Here is a 21049-nt window from a genome sequence, read left to right as displayed (position 1 = left end):
CGGCGCAATGAAAAAAGGCTGCCGAGGCAGCCTTTTTTCTTGCGCGGACCTTACGGCAGGTCGCGCTGCGGATAGCCGGTATAGAGCTGGCGCGGACGGCCGATCTTGTACGGGCTGGAGAGCATTTCCTTCCAGTGCGAGATCCAGCCGACGGTGCGCGCCAGGGCGAAGATCACCGTGAACATGCTGGTCGGAATGCCGATGGCCTTGAGGATGATGCCCGAGTAGAAATCCACGTTCGGGTACAGGTTGCGCTCCTTGAAGTAAGGGTCGTTGCGCGCAATTTCCTCCAGCTTCATCGCCAGTTCCAGCTGCGGGTCGTTGATACCCAGCTCGGCCAGCACTTCGTCGCAGGTCTGCTTCATGACCTTGGCGCGCGGGTCGAAGTTCTTGTACACGCGATGGCCGAAGCCCATCAGCTTGAACGGATCGTTCTTGTCCTTGGCCTTGGCTACGTATTTCTCGATGTTCGAGACGTCGCCGATCTCTTCCAGCATGGTCAGCACCGCTTCGTTGGCGCCGCCATGGGCCGGGCCCCAGAGCGCGGCGATACCGGCGGCGATGCACGCGAACGGGTTGGCCCCGGAGGAGCCAGCCAGGCGCACGGTGGAGGTGGAGGCGTTCTGCTCATGGTCGGCGTGCAGGATGAAGATCTTGTCCATCGCCTTGGCCAGCACCGGGCTGATCGGTTTGATCTCGCACGGGGTGTTGAACATCATGTGCAGGAAGTTTTCCGCGTAGTTCAGATCGTTGCGCGGATACATCATCGGCTGACCCATGGAGTACTTGTACACCATGGCGGCCAGGGTCGGCATCTTCGCAACCAGGCGCATCGCGGAAATGTCGCGGTGCTGGGCGTTGTTGATGTCCAGGGAGTCGTGGTAGAAGGCGGAGAGGGCACCGACCACGCCACACATCACGGCCATCGGGTGGGCGTCGCGGCGGAAACCGTTGAAGAAGGTCTTCAACTGCTCGTGAACCATGGTGTGGTTCTTGATGGTGCTGACGAATTTCTCTTTCTCGGTGGCGTTGGGCAGTTCGCCATTCAGCAGCAGGTAGCAGACTTCCAGGTAGTCGGATTTGTCGGCCAGTTGCTCGATCGGGTAACCGCGGTGCAGCAGCACGCCTTGGTCACCGTCGATGTAGGTGATTTTCGACTCGCAAGAGGCGGTCGACATAAAGCCAGGATCAAAAGTGAAACGGCCCGTGGCGGTCAGACCCCGCACATCGATTACATCGGGACCAACGGTGCCGGTCAGGACGGGCAGTTCGACGGGGGCTGCGCCCTCGATGATCAACTGCGCTTTTTTGTCAGCCATGTGTGGCCTCCTAGTTATGCTTGAAGTCATCAGACTGCCCCCCACGCAGGGCCCGCATCACTATAGAGAGATAAATCTGAAAGTCAATTTGCGAAAACCCAGGCAGCAGAGGGCTTCCAGAGGCATTTCGGGATGAAAAGAGGCCCCATTTACGACATTTATATAGACAGCGCAATCCGCTCTTTGTGGCGGGTCTTTGCGTTGTCATTAGTAGCCTAACTGTCTATACTCGGCGTCCGACCGCCAGGGCCTTGCAAGCCTTTATTCTGGAGGTTGTCACTCCCTGGGGGTGGGTACCTGACCAGTGCACTTCCCTACAACTTTGCCCTGATTGTTAGGGGCTCTTCAGTGTGAAAAAAGCCGTGAATAGCCAACGACCTGTAAACCTAGACCTTAGGACTATCAAACTCCCAGTCACCGCTTACACGTCCATTCTTCACCGTATTTCCGGTGTCATTCTCTTTCTCGGTATTGCCGTGCTGCTGTTCGCGCTCGACAAGTCGCTGAGTTCCGAGGAAGGCTTCGGCCAGGTGAAAGAGTGTCTGACCAGTCCGCTGGCCAAACTGGTGATCTGGGGCCTGTTGTCCGCCCTGCTGTACCACCTGGTGGCCGGGGTGCGCCACCTGATCATGGATATGGGTGTCGGCGAGACGCTGGAAGGCGGCAAGCTGGGCTCGAAAATCGTGCTCGTCGTTTCGGCGGTGCTGATCGTGCTGGCAGGGGTGTGGATATGGTAACTAACGTCACGAATTTCTCGCGTTCGGGTCTGTATGACTGGATGGCTCAGCGCGTTTCCGCGGTCGTATTGGCGGCTTATTTTCTCTTCCTGTTGGGCTACCTCGTGGCCAGCCCGGATCTGAGCTATGCCGACTGGCATGCTTTGTTCTCCCAGAACTGGATGCGCATCTTCAGCCTCTTGGCCCTGGTCGCGCTCAGCGTGCACGCCTGGGTCGGCATGTGGACGATCTCCACTGACTACCTGACGTCGATGGCGCTGGGCAAGTGGGCGACCGGTGTGCGTTTTCTCTTCCAGGCAGCATGTGGCATTGCGATGTTCACGTTCTTCGTCTGGGGTGTGCAGATTCTTTGGGGTATCTGATCCATGGCTAACATTCGTACGCTTTCCTTCGACGCCATCATCGTCGGTGGCGGCGGTGCCGGCATGCGCGCGGCACTGCAATTGGCTCAAGGCGGCCATAAGACCGCGGTAGTCACCAAGGTGTTCCCGACTCGCTCGCACACCGTATCCGCCCAGGGCGGCATCACCTGCGCCATCGCCTCGGCCGATCCGAACGACGATTGGCGCTGGCATATGTACGACACCGTCAAGGGGTCGGACTACATCGGCGACCAGGACGCCATCGAGTACATGTGTTCCGTCGGCCCGGAGGCTGTCTTCGAACTGGAGCACATGGGCCTGCCGTTCTCCCGTACCGAGCAGGGTCGCATCTACCAGCGTCCGTTCGGCGGTCAGTCCAAGGACTTCGGCAAGGGCGGCCAGGCGGCTCGTACCTGTGCTGCGGCCGACCGTACCGGTCACGCGCTGTTGCATACCCTGTACCAGGCCAACCTGAAAAACGGCACCACCTTCCTGAACGAGTGGTACGCGGTCGACCTGGTGAAGAACCAGGACGGTGCCATCGTCGGCATCATCGCCATCTGCATCGAAACCGGCGAAACCGTCTACATCCGCTCCAAGGCCACTGTGCTGGCCACCGGCGGTGCCGGTCGCATCTATGCGTCCACCACCAATGCCCTGATCAATACCGGTGACGGCGTGGGCATGGCCCTGCGCGCCGGCGTACCGGTGCAGGATATCGAGATGTGGCAGTTCCACCCGACCGGTATTGCCGGTGCCGGCGTGCTGGTGACCGAAGGTTGCCGTGGCGAGGGTGGCTACCTGATCAACAAGCATGGCGAGCGTTTCATGGAACGCTACGCGCCGAACGCCAAGGACCTGGCCGGCCGCGATGTGGTTGCCCGTTCCATGGTCAAGGAAGTGATCGCCGGCAATGGCTGCGGCCCGGACGGCGACCATGTGCTGCTGAAGCTCGATCACCTTGGCGAGGAAGTCCTGCATACCCGCCTGCCGGGTATCTGCGAACTGTCCAAGACCTTCGCCCATGTCGATCCGGTCGTCGCGCCGGTGCCGGTCATTCCGACCTGCCACTACATGATGGGTGGCGTGGCCACCAACATCCATGGCCAGGCCATGACCCAGGATGCCAACGGCAACGACGTCGTTATCGAAGGCCTGTTCGCCGTTGGCGAAGTGGCGTGCGTATCCGTGCACGGTGCCAACCGCCTGGGCGGCAACTCGCTGCTCGATCTGGTGGTGTTCGGTCGCGCCGCCGGTCTGCACCTGGAGAAGGCCCTCAAGGAGGGCGTCGACTACCGCGGCGCTTCCGAGTCCGACCTGGAAGCCTCGCTCAAGCGCCTGAGTGGCGTGAACGAGCGCAGCAGCGGCGAAGACGTGGCTCCGCTGCGCAAAGAGCTGCAACAGTGCATGCAAAACTACTTCGGTGTATTCCGTACCGGCGAATACATGCAGAAGGGTATTACCCAGCTGGCCGATCTGCGCGGGCGCATCGCCAACGTCAAGATCGCCGACAAGAGCCAGGCCTTCAACACGGCCCGCATCGAGGCGCTGGAACTGCAGAACCTGCTCGAAGTGGCCGAAGCCACGGCGATCGCCGCCGAGGCTCGCAAGGAGTCTCGTGGCGCCCATGCCCGCGAAGACTTCGAAGATCGCGACGACGAAAACTGGCTGTGCCACTCCCTGTATTTCCCGGGCGACAAGCGCGTTTCCAAGCGTGCTGTCAACTTCGCGCCGAAGACCATGCCGGCGTTTGAACCCAAAGTTCGGACTTATTGAGGGTGGCCGATATGTTGCAAGTCAGTGTTTACCGCTACAACCCGGAACAGGACGCTGCGCCGTTCATGCAGGACTTCCAGGTCGATACCGGCGGCAAGGACATCATGGTCCTCGACGTACTGGCCCTGATCAAGGAGCAGGACGAGGGCTTTTCCTATCGGCGCTCCTGTCGCGAAGGCGTCTGCGGCTCCGACGGCATGAACATCAACGGCAAGAACGGCCTGGCCTGCATCACCCCGCTGTCCGCGGCCGGCCTCAAGGGCGGCAAGCTGGTGATCCGCCCGCTGCCCGGTTTGCCGGTCATCCGTGACCTCGTGGTCGATATGAGCATCTTCTACAAGCAATACGAGAAGGTGAAGCCGTTCCTGCAGAACGATACGCCGGCCCCGGCCATCGAGCGTCTGCAAACCCCGGAAGAGCGCGAGAAGCTGGATGGTCTGTACGAGTGCATCCTGTGCGCCTGTTGCTCGACTTCCTGCCCGTCGTTCTGGTGGAACCCGGACAAGTTCCTCGGTCCCGCTGCGTTGCTGCAGGCCTATCGCTTCCTGGCCGACAGCCGCGATACCAAGACCGAAGAGCGTCTGGCTGCGCTTGACGATCCGTTCAGCGTGTTCCGCTGCCGCGGCATCATGAACTGCGTCAGCGTTTGCCCGAAAGGCTTGAACCCGACCAAAGCCATTGGTCATGTGCGCAACATGCTGCTGCAAAGCGGTACCTGATACGCACGTTGCTTCACCCGTGACACCTGCGGCGCCGGACCGACCTCGGCGCCGTAGTTTTAACCAGAGCCGCAGCCCACAAGGCACGGCTCTTACTTTGAAAAATTTGTTGACCAGCAGGGGCATCCGGGCTGGTACCCGGACTATCTGCGGGATCCGTGGTGGCTTTACCGAGTCGCTGCTTCAGGACTTGGACAAGGTTCATGCGGTTTCCACGCCGGTGGTGTCCCCTTACCGAGGGTGACCTAGCATGCAAGAAAGCGTGATGCAGCGCATGTGGGACAGTGCCCACCTATCCGGTGGTAACGCTGCCTACGTGGAAGAGCTCTATGAGCTTTACCTGCACGATCCCAACGCTGTGCCCGAAGAGTGGCGCACCTACTTCCAGAAGTTGCCCGCAGACGGCAACCCCGCCACCGACGTTCCGCACTCCACCGTACGCGACCACTTCGTGCTGCTGGCGAAGAACCAGCGTCGCGCCCAGCCGGTATCCGCCGGTGCGGTGAGCAGCGAGCACGAGAAGAAGCAGGTGGAAGTCCTGCGCTTGATTCAGGCATATCGCATGCGCGGTCATCAGGCCGCTCAGCTCGATCCGCTGGGCCTCTGGCAGCGCCCCGCGCCGGCAGACCTGTCGATCAACCACTACGGACTGACCGACGCCGATCTCGACACCACCTTCCGTACCGGCGGCCTGTTCATCGGCAAGGAAGAGGCGACCCTTCGCGAGATCCACGACACCCTGCAGCAGACCTACTGCCGCACCATCGGTGCCGAGTTCACCCATATCGTCGACTCCGAGCAGCGCAACTGGTTCGCCCAGCGCCTGGAAAGCGTTCGCGGTCGCCCGGTGTACTCCGCCGAGGTGCAAAGCCACCTGCTGGAGCGCCTCACCGCTGCCGAAGGCCTGGAGAAATACCTTGGCACCAAGTATCCGGGCACCAAGCGTTTCGGCCTGGAGGGCGGCGAGAGCCTGATCCCGCTGCTGGACGAAGTGATCCAGCGCTCGGGCTCCTACGGCACCAAGGAAATCGTCATCGGCATGGCCCACCGCGGCCGCCTGAACGTACTGGTCAACACCTTCGGCAAGAACCCGCGCGACCTGTTCGACGAGTTCGAAGGCAAGAAGAAGCTGGTCGAGCTCGGCTCCGGCGACGTGAAGTACCATCAGGGCTTCTCTTCCAACGTCATGACCCCAGGTGGCGAGGTCCACCTGGCGCTGGCGTTCAACCCGTCGCACCTGGAGATCGTTTCTCCGGTGGTCGAGGGGTCGGTACGTGCCCGCCAGGACCGTCGCAACGACACCATCGGCGACAAGGTATTGCCGGTATCGCTGCATGGCGATGCGGCCTTCGCCGGCCAGGGCGTGGTGATGGAAACCTTCCAGATGTCGCAGACCCGCGGCTACAAGACGGGCGGCACCATCCACGTCGTGATCAACAACCAGGTCGGCTTCACCACCAGCCGTCCGGAAGATGCGCGCTCCACCGAATACGCCACCGACGTGGCGAAGATGATCCAGGCGCCGATCTTCCACGTGAATGGCGACGACCCGGAAGCGGTGCTGTTCGTCACCCAACTGGCGGTCGACTATCGCATGCAGTTCAAGCGCGATGTGGTCATCGATCTGGTCTGCTACCGCCGCCGCGGCCACAACGAGGCCGATGAGCCCAGTGGCACCCAGCCGCTGATGTACCAGCAGATCGCCAAGCAGCGCACCACCCGCGAGCTGTACGCGGATGTACTGATGCAGGCCGGCAGCCTCGATGGCGAGCGCGTGCAGAGCAAGGTCGACGACTATCGCAATGCGCTCGACAACGGGCTGCATGTGGTCAAGAGCCTGGTCAAGGAGCCGAACAAGGAGCTTTTCGTCGACTGGCGCCCGTACCTGGGCCATGCCTGGACCGCTCGCCATGACACCCGCTTCGAACTGAAGACCCTGCAGGAACTGGCCGGCAAGCTGCTGGAAATCCCGGAAGGTTTCGTCGTGCAGCGCCAGGTGGCGAAGATTCTCGAAGACCGCCAGAAGATGACAGTCGGCGCGCTGCCGATCAACTGGGGTTATGCCGAGACCATGGCCTACGCGACCTTGCTGTTTGAGGGCCATCCGATCCGCATCACCGGTCAGGATGTCGGTCGCGGCACCTTCTCGCACCGCCACGCGGTACTGCACAACCAGAAGGACGCCAGCACCTACCTGCCGCTCAAGCATCTGTACCAGGCGCAGCCGCGTTTTGACCTGTACGACTCCTACCTGTCCGAGGAAGCCGTGCTGGCCTTCGAATACGGTTATTCCACCACCACGCCGAACGCGCTGGTGATCTGGGAAGCCCAGTTCGGCGACTTCGCCAACGGCGCCCAGGTGGTGATCGACCAGTTCATCACCAGCGGCGAGCACAAGTGGGGCCGCCTGTGCGGTCTTACCATGCTGCTGCCGCATGGCTATGAAGGGCAGGGGCCGGAGCACTCCTCCGCGCGCCTGGAGCGCTACCTGCAGCTGTGCGCCGAGCACAACATCCAGGTCTGCGTGCCGACCACGCCGGCGCAGGTCTACCACATGCTGCGTCGCCAGGTGATTCGCCCGCTGCGCAAGCCGTTGGTTGCGCTGACGCCCAAGTCGCTGCTGCGCCATAAACTGGCCATCTCGACGCTGGAGGATCTGGCCGAGGGTTCGTTCCAGACGGTCATCGGCGAAGTCGACCAGCAGGATGCGAAGAAAGTCGAGCGGCTGGTGCTGTGCAGCGGCAAGGTCTACTACGACCTGCTGGAAAAGCGCCGCGCCGAGGGTCGCGACGACATCGCCATCGTGCGCATCGAGCAGCTCTATCCGTTCCCGGAAGAAGACCTGGCCGAGGCGCTGGCACCGTACAAGAACCTCAAGCACATCGTCTGGTGCCAGGAAGAACCCATGAACCAGGGCGCCTGGTACTGCAGTCAGCACCACATGCGCCGTGTCGCTGCGGCGCACAAGAAGGAGCTGTTCCTGCAGTACGCCGGTCGCGATGCATCGGCTGCTCCGGCAGCGGGCTATGCCTCTTTGCATGCCGAACAGCAGGAAAAATTGCTGCAAGACGCCTTTACTGTTTAACGCCTTCGTAAAGAGGCCGAGGCGAAGCGCAGCGAGCAACGTGGAACAGGAAGGAAACAGGCTGGGAAAATGCACCAGCCTGTTTCCCTCAGAGAAACCTTGAGCGCAGCAGCTTTGCAGTTGTCTCGAAGAAGAAACCGAATCAATAGGAACCCCTGAGAATGGCTATCGAGATCAAAGCCCCCACTTTCCCGGAATCGGTTGCCGACGGCACCGTTGCCACCTGGCACAAGAAGCCGGGCGAAGCAGTCAAGCGTGACGAATTGCTGGTCGACATCGAGACCGACAAGGTCGTTCTGGAAGTGGTGGCCCCGGCCGACGGCGTGCTCGCCAAGGTGCTGAAGAACGAAGGCGACACCGTGCTTTCCGAAGAGGTGATCGCCGTCGTCGAGGCCGGCGCCGTCGCCGCCGCTCCGGCTGCTGCACCGGCCGCCGCGCCTGCCGCGCAAGCCGCCGCCCCTGCGGCCGGCGACGAGCAGATCCTGTCCCCGGCCGCGCGCAAGCTGGCCGAAGAGAACGGCATCGACCCGAACAGCATCGCCGGTACCGGCAAGGGCGGGCGCGTAACCAAGGAAGACGTGGTCGCCGCCGTCGAAGCGAAGAAGAATGCTCCGGCCGCCGCGCCGGCCCCGGCCAAGGCCGCTGCACCGGCTGCCAGCGCACCGGTGTTCGCCGCTGGCGAGCGCGTCGAGAAGCGCGTACCGATGACCCGTCTACGTGCGAAAGTCGCCGAGCGTCTGGTCGAAGCGCAATCCTCCATGGCCATGCTGACCACCTTCAACGAGGTCAACATGAAGCCGGTCATGGACCTGCGCAGCAAGTACAAGGATCTCTTCGAGAAGACCCACAACGGCGTGCGCCTGGGCTTCATGTCCTTCTTCGTCAAGGCCGCCACCGAGGCGCTGAAGCGCTTCCCCGGGGTTAACGCCTCCATCGACGGTAACGACATCGTCTATCACGGTTACCAGGACATCGGCGTCGCCGTGTCCAGCGACCGTGGCTTGGTGGTTCCGGTGCTGCGTAATGCCGAGCAGATGAGCCTGGCGGAAATCGAAGGCACCATCGCCGGTTATGGCAAGAAGGCCAAAGACGGCAAGCTGACCATCGAGGACATGACTGGCGGCACCTTCACCATTTCCAACGGAGGCGTGTTCGGTTCGCTGCTCTCCACCCCGATCGTCAACCCGCCGCAGACCGCTATCCTTGGCATGCACAAGATCCAGGAGCGGCCGATGGCGGTGAACGGCCAGGTCGTGATCCTGCCGATGATGTACCTGGCCCTGTCTTACGACCACCGTCTGATCGACGGCAAGGAAGCGGTGAGTTTCCTGGTCACCATCAAGGACCTGCTGGAAGACCCGGCGCGTCTGCTGCTGGATATCTAACAGATAGCTGGAAGCTGGGGTCGGAGGCGTCTATGCCTCCGGTCTCCCGCCGTGAGTTTCCCGCTTCAAGCTACCAAGAAGGAAAGAGTTATGACCCAGAAATTCGACGTGGTGGTTATCGGTGCCGGCCCTGGTGGCTATGTAGCAGCGATCAAGGCCGCCCAGCTCGGTCTGAAGACCGCCTGCATCGAGAAATACCAGGACAAGGACGGCAAGATCGCCCTCGGTGGTACTTGCCTGAACGTCGGCTGCATCCCGTCCAAGGCACTGCTGGACAGCTCCTACAAGTACCACGAGGCCCATGAAGGCTTCAAAATCCACGGTATCGAAGCCAAGGGCGTCACCATCGACGTGCCGGCGATGATTGCGCGCAAGAGCAGCATCGTGAAGAACCTGACCGGCGGCGTCAGCACCTTGTTCAAGGCCAATGGCGTGACCCTGCTGGAAGGCCACGGCAAGCTGCTGGCCGGCAAGCAGGTCGAAGTGACCGGCATGGACGGCAAGACCCAGGTCATCCAGGCCGAGAACGTGATTCTCGCCTCCGGCTCCAAGCCGGTGGACATCCCGCCGGCTCCGGTCGACCAGGACGTCATCGTCGATTCCACCGGCGCCCTGGAATTCCAGGCCGTGCCGAAGAAGCTGGGCGTGATCGGTGCCGGCGTGATCGGCCTCGAGCTGGGCTCCGTCTGGGCTCGCCTGGGCGCCGAAGTCACCGTGATCGAAGCCATGGACAAGTTCCTCCCGGCGGCTGACGAGCAGATCGCCAAGGAGGCCCTGAAGGTGCTGACCAAGCAGGGCCTGAAGATCCGCCTGGGCGCGCGCGTCACCGGCTCGGAAGTGAAGAAGAAGCAAGTCACCGTCAGCTTCACCGACGCCGAAGGCGAGCAGAAGATGACCTTCGACAAGCTGATCGTCGCGGTCGGCCGTCGTCCGGTCACCACCGACCTGCTGGCCTCCGACAGCGGCGTTGACATGGACGAGCGCGGCTTCATCTACGTCGATGACTACTGCGCTACCAGCGTGCCGGGCGTCTACGCCATCGGCGACGTGGTGCGTGGCGCCATGCTGGCCCACAAGGCCTCGGAAGAGGGCGTGATGGTCGCCGAGCGTATCGCCGGCCACAAGGCGCAGATGAACTATGACCTGATCCCGTCGGTGATCTACACCCATCCGGAAATCGCCTGGGTCGGCAAGACCGAGCAGGCGCTCAAGGCCGAGGGCGTCGAAGTCAACGTCGGCACCTTCCCCTTCGCCGCCAGCGGCCGCGCCATGGCCGCCAACGACACCGCCGGCCTGGTGAAGGTCATCGCCGACGCCAAGACCGACCGCGTGCTCGGTGTGCACGTGATCGGCCCGAGCGCCGCCGAGCTGGTACAGCAGGGCGCCATCGGCATGGAATTCGGCACCAGTGCCGAAGACCTGGGCATGATGGTGTTCTCGCACCCGACGCTGTCCGAAGCGCTGCACGAAGCGGCCCTGGCGGTGAATGGCCACGCCATCCACATCGCCAATCGCAAGAAGCGCTGAGGAGCGACAGGCGAGCCCGACGTAGCGGGCTCGCCATGCCGGCCCGCCTGCGCGGCCGGTGCAGGACGAAGAGAATAATAAGAAAACCACGGTGGACTGCCCGTCGCGAGTCTTGGGCTCGCCGCGGAACGTCCGTCGGACTGTCCATTCAAAGACAGTCACAGGTGGCGCGGCACCACAAGTGCAGCGCCGAATGCGCAATACCTAAACGAAGACGGTAGATAAGCATGAATCTTCACGAGTATCAGGGTAAGCAGCTGTTCGCCGAATACGGCCTGCCCGTATCCAAGGGTTTCGCCGTAGACACCCCGGAAGAAGCCGCAGAAGCCTGCGACAAGATTGGCGGTGACATGTGGGTGGTCAAGGCCCAGGTTCACGCCGGTGGCCGCGGCAAGGCGGGTGGCGTAAAGCTGGTCAAGAGCAAGGACGACGCCAAGGCGTTCGCCGCTCAGTGGCTGGGCAAGCGTCTGGTGACCTACCAGACAGACGCCAATGGTCAGCCGGTCAGCAAGATCCTGGTCGAATCCTGCACTGACATCGACAAGGAGCTGTACCTCGGCGCCGTGGTCGATCGCTCCAGCCGTCGCATCGTTTTCATGGCTTCCACCGAAGGTGGCGTGGACATCGAGAAAGTCGCCCACGACACTCCCGAGAAGATCCTCAAGGCCACCATCGACCCGCTGGTCGGCGCCCAGCCGTATCAAGGTCGTGAGCTGGCGTTCCAGCTGGGCCTCTCCGGCGACCAGATCAAGCAGTTCACCCACATCTTCGTTGGCCTCGCCAAGCTGTTCCAGGACTACGACCTGGCCCTGCTCGAAGTGAACCCGCTGGTGATCAAGAAAGACGGCAACCTGCATTGCCTGGATGCCAAGATCAACATCGACAGCAACGCCATGTACCGTCAGCCCAAGCTGCGCGCCATGCACGATCCGTCCCAGGACGATGCTCGTGAAGCCCATGCGCAGAAGTGGGAACTGAACTACGTCGCGCTGGAAGGCAGCATCGGCTGCATGGTCAATGGTGCTGGCCTGGCCATGGGCACCATGGACATCGTCAACCTGCACGGCGGCAAGCCGGCCAACTTCCTCGACGTGGGCGGCGGTGCGACCAAGGAACGTGTGACCGAAGCGTTCAAGATCATCCTCTCCGACAGCAATGTGAAAGCCGTGCTGGTGAACATCTTCGGCGGCATCGTGCGCTGCGACATGATTGCCGAAGGCATCATCGGCGCGGTGAAGGAAGTCGGCGTGAAGGTTCCGGTCGTGGTTCGTCTGGAAGGCAACAATGCCGAACTGGGCGCCAAGGTACTGGCTGAGAGCGGTTTGAACATCATCGCGGCGACCAGCCTGACAGACGCTGCCCAGCAGGTCGTCAAGGCCGCGGAGGGCAAGTAATGAGCATCCTGATCAATAAAGACACCAAGGTCATCTGCCAGGGCTTCACCGGCTCGCAGGGCACTTTCCACTCCGAGCAAGCCATCGCCTACGGCACCAAGATGGTTGGCGGCGTGACCCCCGGCAAGGGCGGCACCACCCACCTGGGCCTGCCGGTGTTCAACACCGTCAAGGAAGCCGTGGAAGCCACCGGCGCTGAAGCCTCGGTGATCTACGTTCCGGCTCCGTTCTGCAAGGACTCGATCCTGGAGGCTGCATTCGGCGGCATCAAGCTGATCGTCTGCATCACCGAAGGCATCCCGACCCTCGACATGCTGGATGCCAAGGTCAAGTGCGACGAGCTGGGCGTACGCCTGATCGGCCCGAACTGCCCGGGCGTGATCACTCCCGGCGAGTGCAAGATCGGCATCATGCCCGGTCACATCCACCTGCCGGGTAAGGTCGGTATCGTGTCGCGCTCCGGCACCCTGACCTATGAAGCCGTGAAGCAGACCACCGACGCCGGTTTCGGCCAGTCCACTTGCGTGGGCATCGGCGGCGACCCGATCCCTGGCTCCAACTTCATCGACATCCTCAAGCTGTTCCAGGAAGACCCGCAGACCGAAGCCATCGTCATGATCGGCGAGATCGGTGGTTCCGCCGAGGAAGAAGCGGCTGCCTACATCAAGGCCAACGTGACCAAGCCGGTGGTGTCCTACATTGCCGGCGTGACTGCCCCTCCGGGCAAGCGCATGGGCCATGCCGGCGCCATCATTTCCGGTGGCAAGGGCACTGCGGACGAGAAGTTCGCCGCCCTGCAGGACGCCGGTGTGAAAACCGTGCGTTCCCTGGCTGACATCGGCAAGGCCCTGGCCGAGCTGACTGGGTGGAACCTCAAGTAAGCGTTCGCGCCGATTGAGGGCGGCTCGCGACCCACGCATCGCGAGCCGCCAACCAAAAAATGCCCGTATCGTTCGATACGGGCATTTTTGTTTGCGCGCTATTTGAGCGCGCAGCGAACCCTCAGACCAGCGTCAGGGTGACGTCGATGTTGCCGCGGGTGGCGTTGGAGTAAGGGCAGACGCTGTGGGCCTTGTCGATCAGTTGCCGGGCTTCCTCGCGGTCCATGCCGGGCAGAGTGATCTTCAGTTCCACCTCGATGCCGAAACCGTTGGGTATGGCACCGATGCCGACGATGCCTTCGATCCAGGTGTCGGGGGAGAGCGAGTGCTTGTCACGCGCGGCGACGAACTTCAGGGCTCCCAGGAAGCAGGCCGAGTAACCGGCGGCGAACAGTTGCTCGGGGTTGGTGCCCTGGCCGCCAGCGCCGCCGAGTTCGCGGGGGGTGGCCAGGCTGACGTCGAGCACGCCATCGGAGGAGATGGCGCGTCCATCGCGGCCGCCGGTGGCTTTTGCATAGGCGCGGTAGAGAACATTTTCAATAGACATGGGACGTGGCCTCTTGGGTCGGTTATTTTAGCGCAATATATTTGCGCGCTAATTAATTGCGAGGAAACAATATCTCTGAATTGGTTTGTGCGCAAGGTAAATTCGGGCCGGGGCTGTTCGCTGGCCTGACGGGATGCTTCCGCATTCCGTCAGGCGCTGGGCGACTACAGCGCGGCCATGCCGCTCTGCAAGGCGCGATCCCATGGCGGCGGGTCGCCGAAGCGTTCCTGGAGAAAGGCCAGCAGCAGGCGAGTACGCGAGCTGGTTTCCCGCTCCAGCCGTAGCGCGTAGATACTGCTGGGTTCGGCCGCCGGCAGGCCGCCTTCGCAGAATAGCGGCACCAGTTCGCCGCGCAGCAGATGCTCGCTGATCAGCCAGGTTGGCAGGTGGGCGATGCCAAGGCCGGCGAGGACGGCGAACAGCAGGGTCTCGGCATTGTTCGCGGTCATTCGCGAGCGTTGCGGGCGGAACACCTGCAGCTTGCCGTCATGCTCGAAGCGCCAGGCATAGGGCGGGGCGAGGGCGTCCCAGTCGAGGCCATCATGTTCCGTCAGCTCGCTGGGCTCGCGGGGAATGCCCCGGCGCTGCAGGTAGTCCGGGCTGGCGCAGACCACCCGCACCAGCGGTGCCAGCGGCGTGGCCACCAGGCGGGTATCGGCCAACGGTCCGATGCGCAACACCAGGTCGACTTCGCCCAAGTGCTCGCCGTGCAGGTCGACGAAGCTGTCGATCAGCCGCAGTTGCACGTCCAGCCCCGGATAGGCCACCAGGAACTCGGCGATGACCGGCGCGAGCCGCCGGCGACCGAAGGGTGCCGGTGCGTCGATGCGGATCAGGCCCTCCGGTGCGCTGCTCAGGGAGACCGCCTCGGCTCGCGCCAGGCGCAGTTCGGCAAGGATGCGCCTGGCTCGCTCGGCAAAGGCCAGCCCGGCCGGCGTGGGGCGCAGCGCATGGGTGCTGCGCAGGAACAGCGTGCTGCCGAGAGAGCGCTCCAGCGTGTCCATGCGCCGGGCCACCGCCGACGGGGTCAGCGGATGGCGGCGTGCTGCCGCGGAAAAGCTGCCGCTGTCCAGCACGTCGAGAAACAGCACGAGTTGATCGGTAAGGGTGTCGGGATTCACGGCGGCTCTTTATGCGTAATCGGCAAAGCCATTTTGCGCTGCTATGCGTTTCCGTGCCAACCGCTGCTGAATAGCATGCCGGGCAGTGAGGAAGGAGTGCCAATGAATCTGCTCGAAGTAGCACTGAACCTGATGCTGGGACTGGTGTTGGGCGGCCTGGGCGGGCTGTTCGGGATCGGCGGTGGGTTGGTAGCCATTCCGGCGCTGGGTGTGCTCTATGGCCTCGATCAACAACTGGCCCAGGGGACCGCGCTGGTGATGGTAGTGCCCAATGTACTGCTTGCGCTGTGGCGCTATCACCAGCGCAACCGCATCGATCTCCGCCATGCCTTGGCGCTGGCCCTGCCGGCATTCTGCTTGGCGTGGTTAGGCGCGCACTGGGCGGTGCTATGGGATGCCGCGCGCATGCGCCTGGCCTTCGTAGCTTTCCTGCTCGTGCTGGTGGCCTACAACCTGTTCAAGGTGTGGGTGGGGAGCCCGCCCGGAGGCACGCGGCTGCGCTACCCCTGGCCTTGGCTGACTGGGTTGGGCGCCGGCGCGGGGTTGCTAGGCGGCTTGTTCGGCGTGGGTGGAGCGGTGCTGGCTACGCCGGTATTGACGGCGCTGTTCGGCGTCAGCCAGGTGGTCGCTCAAGGGCTTTCCCTCGCCCTGGCCGCACCCAGCACGGGCGTGACGCTGATTACCTATGGCCTGCATGGGCAGGTCAACTGGTTGCAGGGCGTGCCCTTGGCGGCGGGCGGCCTACTCAGCATCGGTTGGGGCGTGCGTCTGGCACATGGGTTGCCGGAGCGCTGGTTACGTCTGCTGTTCTGCGGCTTTCTGCTGCTCTGCGCAATAGGGTTGGCGGTCAGAGCATGAAGCCTTCGGCTATGTGCTCGGCCAGGCATTCGGTGACCTGCGACTGGCTGCGCACATTGCGCAGCAGCACGATGCTCGCCGAGGGCATGGTGGGCAGACCTTCGGCTTCGCCCAGGATGCGCATGTCACTGGTGATCAGGCTCTGCAACTGGGCGGTTACCGCCAAGCCGGCACTGACCACCGCCATGATGGCCGACAGGCTGGGGCTGGTGTAGGCGATACGGTAGGCGCGATCCCGTGCGTCGAGGCCGTTGCAGGCCCAGGTGCGGCAGAAGCACTCGCTGTTGAACATCGCCAACGGCATTGGTGTCTGCTCGTGGGGGCTGAATCCGGAGGCTTCGGCCCAGACGATGGGCTCCTTGCGCAGGAGTTGGCCGATCTCGTTACCCGGTTCGCGGGTAACGATGGTCAGATCCAGGTCCTGGCGCTGCAGCAGTTGATAGGACGGCTCGCAGTGCACTTCCACCTGCACCAGCGGGTAGGCCTGGGCGAAGCGCGAGAGAATGCCCGGCAGGAAACGCATCACGTAGTCGTCCGGGGTGCCGATGCGTACCACGCCGACCATGTGCGGTTCCCGTAGGGTGGTGAGCACCTCGCCGTGCAGCTTGAGAATGCGCCGCGCATACCCCAGCAGGACCTGGCCCTCGGCGGTCAGGCTCAACTGGCGACCATCGCGCTGGAACAGCGGGCGCTTGAGCACGTCTTCTTCCAGACGCTTCATCTGCATGCTCACGGCCGACTGGGTGCGGTTGACCACCTCGGCCGCGCGGGTAAAGCCACCTTCGTCAGCGATGGCGACGAAGGTACGCAGCAGTTCGCTGTCGATGCTGGGGTAAGTGGTCATTCATCAATCTCCGAGATGCAAGACATAAGAAACATTCGTTTGATTGATCTTAAGCCCGGCGCGACACTGTCGCCAAGCCTGAAGCGCCGAGTGGTGGCGCTTCAGTGAATGGAGGGCTTGACGATGAAATCGCAAAAAGGTTACGCAATGGCGCCGGCGCTGCCGCGCAGACTGGAACTGCAGGCGCTTAACTATCTGTCGGCGGCTTGGCAACTGCTGCGGCGTTGGGGCGAATTGCATCGCCAGCGCCGCCAACTGGCCTCGCTCAGTGAGGCGGCCCTGAAGGACCTGGGCATCAGTCGCCTCGATGTGCAGGCCGAAAGCGAGCGGCCGTTCTGGGATGATCCACTCAAGCGCTAACGAAAAGGAAGGCAGCGATGACGCAGCACTACCATCTGGCCCAAGTGAATGTGGCCAAGGCCCTGGCTCCGCTGGATGCCCCATTGATGCAAGGCTTTGTCGATCAGTTGGAGTACATCAACGCCCTGGCCGAGCGCAGCCCGGGGTTTATCTGGCGGCTCAAGGATGATGACGGCGACGCCACGGCTATCCGCGTGTTCGATGATCCGCTGATGGTCGTCAACCTGTCCGTCTGGGAGTCGCTCGAGGCGCTCAAAGCCTACGTTTACCAGGGCGATCACCTGAGTGTACTGCGCAGCAAGAAGAACTGGTTCGCCAAGCTCGCGCTCCCCCACCTGGCGCTTTGGTGGATCCCGGCGGGCTGCTTGCCAACGCCGCAAGACGCTCTGCGAGCCTTGACGCACATGGAGGAGCAGGGGGCCACCGAGCAGGCCTTCAACTTCGCCCGACCGTTCCCGGCACCGACGGCGTCGGTCGCACCGCAGCCGGCCTGAATCGCTTGTGCCGCATCGGCGGCTTTGGAGTACGGATGCCCCCGGCATTGTCGCTGTCTCTCAGGCAGGCTCGTCGCCTGGCTTTGTCCGCCCAGGGCTTCGGTGGTCGCCGGCCGTCTGCCGCAATCAAGGCTGCGCACCTGCACAAGACCATCGAGCGGCTTGGCGTGGTGCAGATCGATTCGGTGAATGCGCTGGTGCGCTCGCACTATCTGCCGCTGTTCTCCCGCCTTGGTCCCTACCCGCAGAAACTCCTGGAGCAGGCGGCTTGGAGCGTCGGGCGGCAACGGGCGTTGTTCGAGTACTGGGGGCACGAAGCCTCGCTGCTGCCGCTGGCGCTACAGCCGCTGATGCGCTGGCGCATGGCACGCGCGGCCAACGGGCAGGGTATCTACCGACAGATGGCACAGTTCGGCCGCGAGCGACAGGATGTTATTCGCCGGGTCTTGCAAGCGGTAAGGGAGCAGGGGCCGCTTGGTGCGGGCAGTTTGACCACCCGCGCGGAGCGGGCCGGGCCGTGGTGGGACTGGAGTGTGGAAAAGCAGGCTCTCGAGTGGCTGTTCGCGGCTGGCGAAGTAACCGTGGCCGGGCGTCGCGGCTTCGAGCGGCTCTATGATCTGCCCGAGCGGGTACTTCCCGCTGCGGTGCTCAATCTGCCGACGCCCGACGAGGCCGACGCGCAGCGCCAGTTGCTGCTGCGTTCGGCCCAGGCGCTGGGCGTGGCGACGGAAAAGGATCTGCGCGACTACTACCGTCTCGATCCCGCTGACAGCCGTGCCCGGTTGGCCGAGTTGCTGGAGAGCGGCGAGCTGCTGGCGGTGCAGGTGCAGGGTTGGGACAAGCCCGCTTATTGCGCCGGCGAGCCGAAGCTGTTGCGCAAGGTTGGCGCCAGCGCGCTGCTTTCGCCGTTCGATTCGCTGGTCTGGGAGCGGGCCCGTATCGAGCGATTGTTCGACTTTCACTATCGGCTGGAAATCTATACGCCGGCGCACAAGCGCCTCTATGGCTACTACGTGCTGCCGTTCCTGCACGATGAGCGCCTGGCTGCCCGGGTCGACCTGCGCGCCGAACGTGCCCATGGACGTCTGGCGGTGCATGCCGTGCACGAAGAAAGGCAGGGGCTGGGGGAGGCGGGGTGTGTGGCGCTGGTGAATGAACTGCGCCGCATGGCGGGCTGGCTGGGGTTGGCGGATGTCGCGCTGAACTGCCCCTCGGCTACCGCTTCGCGCCTGCGGCCGTTGCTTCGCGGCTGAGCCTGGGTGGTGGCCTGGTTCGATAGAAGCGGCGATCCGGGTGGATCCGGCCAGCCGGGAGGCTGCCGGCGACGTCGTTGCCCATGCGGGCAAGAAAGGCGCCGGCCGCCTGTTGGTGCGGTTTATTTGCTGGAGGCGATGCGCGTGCGGATGTGATCGGCGCGATCCTTCGAACCCGGGTGGGAGGAGAACATGCTGCTCTCGCCGCCGCTCAACTGCGCCAGCTTCTCGAAAGCGGTGACCAGGCCCTCGCGTTTGATGTTGCGGCGAGTCAGCAGGTCGAAGGAGAAGTCGTCGGCGTCGCTTTCCTGGGACTGGGAAAACTGGGCGTTGATCAGCTCTTCGCCCAGCTCGCCGAGCTGCGAGCTGGACAGCGCCGCGACGGCGTTGTTGCCCGAGTAGGCGGCGGCATTGCGGGCGACGTTGGTGGCGTAGGCGGTCTGCATCGCCTTCTTGGTGTGGCCGAGGGCAACGTGGCCCATCTCGTGACCGAGCACGCCTTCCACTTCGTTGTCGGTCATCAGGTCCATCAGGCCGCTGTAGACGCGCACGCAACCGTTGGCCATGGCCCAGGCGTTGACGTCGTCGGTCAGATACACCTTGTAGTTGACCGGGGTGCCGTTCACTTCGCTGCCGAGGTTGCTGGCGATCTTCGCCAGGCGCTGGCTGTACTGGCTGTCCGGGCCGGCGATCGGGGCCTGGGCATCCATCTCGACGCAGGCCTGGTCGGCCATTTGCTTGACTTCCGCGTCGCTCAGGGTGGCTGCTTTCATGGCCATCATGCCGGTTTGCAGCATCGCGTCCGGCGTCATGTTCTGGCAGCCGGCGAGCAGGGTGGCGAGGGCGAGGGCGGAGAGGGAGGCTTGCAATTTCATGCGCATCATCCTTGGAGGGAAAAGATCCGGAAGGTCTGGAATGTCGTGGGCGCCGCGCTGGGGCTGGCGCGGGGCGATTGTGGGCACATCGCCATGACGGGTCGCTGAAGCAGGTCTCACTTTCGAGACCTGCTTCGCAACTTTCATGCGGAGGTCAGCGCCGTACCTGCTTCAGGGTTTCGGCGATCAGGAAGGCCAACTCCAGCGACTGGTCGGCGTTCATGCGCGGGTCGCAATGGGTGTGGTAGCGATCGGACAGGCCGTCTTCGGTAATCGGCCGGGCGCCGCCGATGCACTCGGTGACGTTCTGCCCGGTCATCTCGATATGGATGCCGCCGGCATAGCTGCCCTCGGCCTGGTGCACCGCGAAGAACTGCTTCACCTCGGCAAGGATCTGCGCGAAATCGCGGGTCTTGTAGCCGCTGGAGGCCTTGATGGTGTTTCCGTGCATGGGGTCGGAGCTCCACAGCACCTGGCGGCCTTCGCGCTGCACGGTGCGGATCAGCCGTGGCAGGCCGGCCTCCACCTTGTCCGCACCCATGCGCACGATCAGGTTGAGGCGGCCGGGGTCGTTGTCCGGGTTGAGAATGTCGATCAGGCGTATCAGATCTTCGTCGGTCATGCTCGGCCCGACCTTCACGCCGATGGGGTTGCCGACGCCACGCAGGAACTCTACGTGGGCACCGTCCACCTGGCGGGTTCGGTCGCCGATCCACAGCATATGCGCGGAGCAGTCGTACCAGCCGCCGGTAAGGCTGTCCCTGCGCACGAAGGCTTGCTCGTAGTTCAGCAGCAGCGCCTCATGGGCTGTGAAGAAGCCGGTTTCGCGCAACTGCGGCGCGGTGTCCAGGCCGCAGGCCCGCATGAAAGCCAGGGTCTCGTCGATGCGGTCGGCCAACTGACTGTATTTTTCCGCCAGCGCTGAATTGGCGATGAAATCGAGATTCCATTTATGCACCTGGTGCAGGTCGGCGAAGCCGCCCTGGGCAAAGGCGCGCAGCAGGTTGAGGCTGGCGGTGGACTGGTGATACGCCTGCAACAGGCGTTCCGGGTCCGGCACCCGGCTTTTCTCGTCGAAGCCGATGCCGTTGACGATGTCGCCGCGGTAGGCCGGCAAGGTGATGCCGTCCTGGGTTTCATCGCCGGCCGAGCGCGGCTTGGCGAACTGCCCGGCCATGCGCCCGACCTTCACCACCGGGCAGCCGGCGGCGAAGGTCATGACGATGGCCATCTGCAGCAGTACCTTGAAGGTGTCGCGGATCTTGGCCGCGGAGAATTCGGCGAAGCTCTCGGCGCAATCGCCACCCTGCAGCAGGAACGCGCGGCCCTGGGTGACCTCGGCGAACTGCCGGCGCAGCTCCCGTGCTTCTCCGGCGAACACCAACGGCGGATAGCCTGCCAGGGTGCGCTCTACTTGTGCCAGGTGGGCGGCGTCGGGGTATTCGGGTTGCTGCTGGATCGGCTTGCTTCTCCAGCTTTCGGGGCTCCAGGTCTGGCTCATCGCGGCTCTGT

19 protein-coding genes are annotated in these 21049 nt (G+C 63.3%); 13 read left to right on the top strand and 6 right to left on the bottom strand.

What is annotated here, in order from left to right; all coding sequences use genetic code 11:
- Positions 1–50: 50 nt before the first annotated feature.
- Positions 51–1319, bottom strand: coding sequence for a citrate synthase (gene gltA / locus ACWKV7_RS15175; protein ID WP_483858519.1), 1269 nt, complete (start codon positions 1317–1319; stop codon positions 51–53).
- Between the two features lie 350 nt (positions 1320–1669).
- Here gltA and sdhC point away from each other — a divergent pair, with 350 nt between their 5' ends.
- The 9 genes from sdhC to sucD all read left to right on the top strand — a co-directional run bounded on the left by sdhC (position 1670) and on the right by sucD (position 13185).
- Positions 1670–2056, top strand: coding sequence for a succinate dehydrogenase, cytochrome b556 subunit (gene sdhC, locus ACWKV7_RS15170; protein ID WP_483858518.1), 387 nt, complete (start codon positions 1670–1672; stop codon positions 2054–2056).
- Complete coding sequence (gene sdhD / locus ACWKV7_RS15165) at positions 2050–2418, top strand: succinate dehydrogenase, hydrophobic membrane anchor protein (RefSeq protein ID WP_483858517.1); 369 nt, start codon at positions 2050–2052, stop codon at positions 2416–2418. Before sdhC ends, sdhD begins: the two co-directional genes overlap by 7 nt.
- Before the next feature lie 3 nt (positions 2419–2421).
- The gene (gene sdhA, locus ACWKV7_RS15160) at positions 2422–4194 is read left to right on the top strand and encodes a succinate dehydrogenase flavoprotein subunit (RefSeq protein ID WP_483858516.1); all 1773 of its coding nucleotides are present in this window, start codon (positions 2422–2424) and stop codon (positions 4192–4194) included.
- Between the two features lie 11 nt (positions 4195–4205).
- Positions 4206–4913 carry a succinate dehydrogenase iron-sulfur subunit gene (locus tag ACWKV7_RS15155; RefSeq protein ID WP_483858515.1) on the top strand — a complete coding sequence of 236 codons (708 nt, stop codon included), beginning with the start codon at positions 4206–4208 and terminating at the stop codon, positions 4911–4913.
- 250 nt (positions 4914–5163) lie between these two features.
- Complete coding sequence (locus ACWKV7_RS15150; protein WP_483858514.1) at positions 5164–7998, top strand: 2-oxoglutarate dehydrogenase E1 component; 2835 nt, start codon at positions 5164–5166, stop codon at positions 7996–7998.
- 161 nt (positions 7999–8159) lie between these two features.
- The gene (odhB, locus tag ACWKV7_RS15145; RefSeq protein WP_483858513.1) at positions 8160–9383 is read left to right on the top strand and encodes a 2-oxoglutarate dehydrogenase complex dihydrolipoyllysine-residue succinyltransferase; all 1224 of its coding nucleotides are present in this window, start codon (positions 8160–8162) and stop codon (positions 9381–9383) included.
- A 90-nt stretch (positions 9384–9473) separates the two neighbouring features.
- On the top strand, positions 9474–10910 hold the full coding sequence (lpdA, locus tag ACWKV7_RS15140) for a dihydrolipoyl dehydrogenase (protein WP_483858512.1): 1437 nt from the start codon (positions 9474–9476) through the stop codon (positions 10908–10910).
- Between the two features lie 227 nt (positions 10911–11137).
- Positions 11138–12304: an ADP-forming succinate--CoA ligase subunit beta gene (gene sucC / locus ACWKV7_RS15135; protein ID WP_483858511.1), complete on the top strand. Its 1167-nt coding sequence runs from the start codon at positions 11138–11140 to the stop codon at positions 12302–12304.
- Complete coding sequence (sucD, locus tag ACWKV7_RS15130) at positions 12304–13185, top strand: succinate--CoA ligase subunit alpha (protein WP_483858510.1); 882 nt, start codon at positions 12304–12306, stop codon at positions 13183–13185. Before sucC ends, sucD begins: the two co-directional genes overlap by 1 nt.
- Positions 13186–13306: 121 nt before the next feature.
- Here the strand turns inward: sucD and ACWKV7_RS15125 are convergent, their stop codons facing one another.
- Complete coding sequence (locus tag ACWKV7_RS15125; protein ID WP_483858509.1) at positions 13307–13732, bottom strand: organic hydroperoxide resistance protein; 426 nt, start codon at positions 13730–13732, stop codon at positions 13307–13309.
- A 164-nt stretch (positions 13733–13896) separates the two neighbouring features.
- A complete protein-coding gene (locus ACWKV7_RS15120) occupies positions 13897–14853 on the bottom strand; it encodes a LysR family transcriptional regulator (RefSeq protein WP_483858508.1) in 957 nt (318 codons plus the stop codon).
- Positions 14854–14955: 102 nt separating this feature from the next.
- On the opposite strand from ACWKV7_RS15120, the gene ACWKV7_RS15115 reads away from it, so the two are divergent.
- The gene (locus ACWKV7_RS15115) at positions 14956–15711 is read left to right on the top strand and encodes a sulfite exporter TauE/SafE family protein (RefSeq protein ID WP_483858507.1); all 756 of its coding nucleotides are present in this window, start codon (positions 14956–14958) and stop codon (positions 15709–15711) included.
- On the opposite strand, the gene ACWKV7_RS15110 is transcribed toward ACWKV7_RS15115, so the two are convergent.
- On the bottom strand, positions 15701–16555 hold the full coding sequence (locus ACWKV7_RS15110) for a LysR family transcriptional regulator (protein WP_483858506.1): 855 nt from the start codon (positions 16553–16555) through the stop codon (positions 15701–15703). The genes ACWKV7_RS15115 and ACWKV7_RS15110 overlap by 11 nt on opposite strands.
- 123 nt (positions 16556–16678) lie before the next feature.
- Between ACWKV7_RS15110 and ACWKV7_RS15105 the strand changes: the two genes are divergently transcribed.
- Genes ACWKV7_RS15105 through ACWKV7_RS15095 form a run of 3 tightly spaced genes read left to right on the top strand, consistent with a single transcriptional unit; the run spans position 16679 to position 18662 of the window.
- Complete coding sequence (locus ACWKV7_RS15105) at positions 16679–16915, top strand: DUF1127 domain-containing protein (protein WP_483858505.1); 237 nt, start codon at positions 16679–16681, stop codon at positions 16913–16915.
- A 17-nt stretch (positions 16916–16932) separates the two neighbouring features.
- Complete coding sequence (locus tag ACWKV7_RS15100) at positions 16933–17409, top strand: DUF3291 domain-containing protein (protein WP_483858504.1); 477 nt, start codon at positions 16933–16935, stop codon at positions 17407–17409.
- Positions 17410–17444: 35 nt separating this feature from the next.
- A complete protein-coding gene (locus tag ACWKV7_RS15095) occupies positions 17445–18662 on the top strand; it encodes a winged helix-turn-helix domain-containing protein (RefSeq protein WP_483858503.1) in 1218 nt (405 codons plus the stop codon).
- Between the two features lie 122 nt (positions 18663–18784).
- Here the strand turns inward: ACWKV7_RS15095 and loiP are convergent, their stop codons facing one another.
- A complete protein-coding gene (loiP, locus tag ACWKV7_RS15090) occupies positions 18785–19537 on the bottom strand; it encodes a metalloprotease LoiP (protein WP_483858502.1) in 753 nt (250 codons plus the stop codon).
- Between the two features lie 154 nt (positions 19538–19691).
- Positions 19692–21038 carry a class II 3-deoxy-7-phosphoheptulonate synthase gene (locus ACWKV7_RS15085; protein ID WP_483858501.1) on the bottom strand — a complete coding sequence of 449 codons (1347 nt, stop codon included), beginning with the start codon at positions 21036–21038 and terminating at the stop codon, positions 19692–19694.
- Between the last annotated feature and the right edge of the window lie 11 nt (positions 21039–21049).

This window comes from Zestomonas ipomoeae, from assembly GCF_057128665.1.
Note: the sequence above shows the minus strand (reverse complement) of the source record. Positions and strands in the feature narration are given on the sequence as shown.